The sequence below is a fragment of the Aquabacter cavernae genome (genome assembly GCF_003993795.1).
Taxonomy (GTDB): domain Bacteria; phylum Pseudomonadota; class Alphaproteobacteria; order Rhizobiales; family Xanthobacteraceae; genus Aquabacter; species Aquabacter cavernae.
The window spans coordinates 1-1,394 of record NZ_RWKV01000014.1; the positions used below are offsets into that span (position 1 = coordinate 1).

At 65.0% G+C, this 1,394-nt stretch carries 1 protein-coding gene and 1 pseudogene; both read left to right on the forward strand.

The annotated features are described in order from the left end of the window. Positions 1-275: pseudogene (locus EJJ38_RS13425) on the forward strand (amidohydrolase family protein); the annotation flags it as partial. A gap of 6 nt (positions 276-281) precedes the next feature. Continuing rightward, entirely contained in the window at positions 282-1,259 is a 978-nt protein-coding gene (locus tag EJJ38_RS13430) for an antibiotic biosynthesis monooxygenase (protein ID WP_127090657.1), read from the forward strand. Positions 1,260-1,394 lie beyond the last annotated feature (135 nt).

Genomic DNA, 1,394 nt, shown 5'->3' on the forward strand with positions numbered 1-1,394 from the left:
CCTTCTGGTCGATCACGCTGGGCGGGGCCGAGGGGCTCTATATCGACGACGTGCTGGGCAATTTCGAGCCGGGCAAGGAAGCCGACTTCGTGGCGCTGGACTGGAATGCCGGCCCCGCGGCAACCGAATGGCACCAGTCCCTCGCCTATTCCGGCGACGGCCCCGAAACCATGGAGGAGGCCGCCAACCTCCTGTTCGGCATCATGATGGTCAGCGACGAGCGCGCCGTCGATGAAACATGGGTCATGGGCAAGCGCCTCTACAAGAAGGCCTGAGCCGCCATGCCCAGCAATGCGGATCCCGCAGCGGCGACCGACCAGCCGGTCGCCCTCGTCATCCAGGCCCGCATCTCGGAGGAAGGCTTCGCGGCCTTCACCCGCTGGAGCGGAAAGGTGGGCGACGCCCTGAAGACGTGGCCCGGCTTCCTCGGCCTGGAAGTGGTGGCGCCCCGTCCGCCCACGCAGGTGGACTGGGTGCAGGTCCTGCGCTTCTCCACCCCGGCGGCGGCACGCGCCTGGCTTCAAAGCGACGTGCGCGCGGGACTGGTGGAGGAAATCCGCCCCTATTGCATCGGGCAGGAAGACATCCACATCTTGCCCGAAGCGGGAGGCCATCGCGCGGACGCGGTGTCCGCCATCATCTCGTTCCAGGTGCCGCCGGACCAGGAGACGGAATTCCTGGCCTGGCAGGCCCGGGTGCAGGCGGCGGAAGCGGGTTTCAAGGGCTTCCTGCGCCACAAGATCGAGCGGCCGATCCCCGGCCTGCACGACGACTGGATCATCATCCTGTCGTTCGACACCGACGCCAATCTGAACACCTGGATCGACTCGCCCGAGCGCGAAGCCCTCCTCAAGGAAGGCACGCAGTTCAACACCAGCCTCACCGTGAAGCGGGCGAGCTACGGCTTCAATTTCTGGTTCCCCACCGGCCAGCCCGCCGACCAGAGCCCGAGCTTCATCTTCAAGAGCAACCTGATCGTCCTGCTGGTTCTCTACCCCGTGGTGTTCCTGTGGGGGATCTTCATCAGCGCGCCCTTCATCGATTCCCGCGGCGTGCCCTTCTGGCTGTCACTGTTCATCGGCAACCTGGCGAGCACCCAGCTTCTGGGCTGGTGGATCGCTCCGGCCGCCTTCAAGGCACTGGGCTGGTGGATCAAGCCGGATGCGGGGCTGCGGAACAACCTTCTGGGCTACGGCCTGCTGGCGGTGCTCTACGCTGTGTCCATGGCCGTCTACGCCACGCTGCTCGCCTGGAAGTGAGGCCGTTGCTCTAGGTGACATACCCATAAACGGGATTCCCAGCGGAGCGTTGTTTTGATTCACTGATCTCAACCCTGGAGGTTGAGATGGCGCGCTTTGACCTGACGGATTTCGAGTGGTCGGTGATCGCACCGC

Bases quoted from the DNA above. Each gene is read 5' to 3' on its own strand.
- EJJ38_RS13430 (WP_127090657.1), top strand. From the start codon at position 282: ATGCCCAGCAATGCGGATCCCGCAGCGGCGACCGACCAGCCGGTCGCC.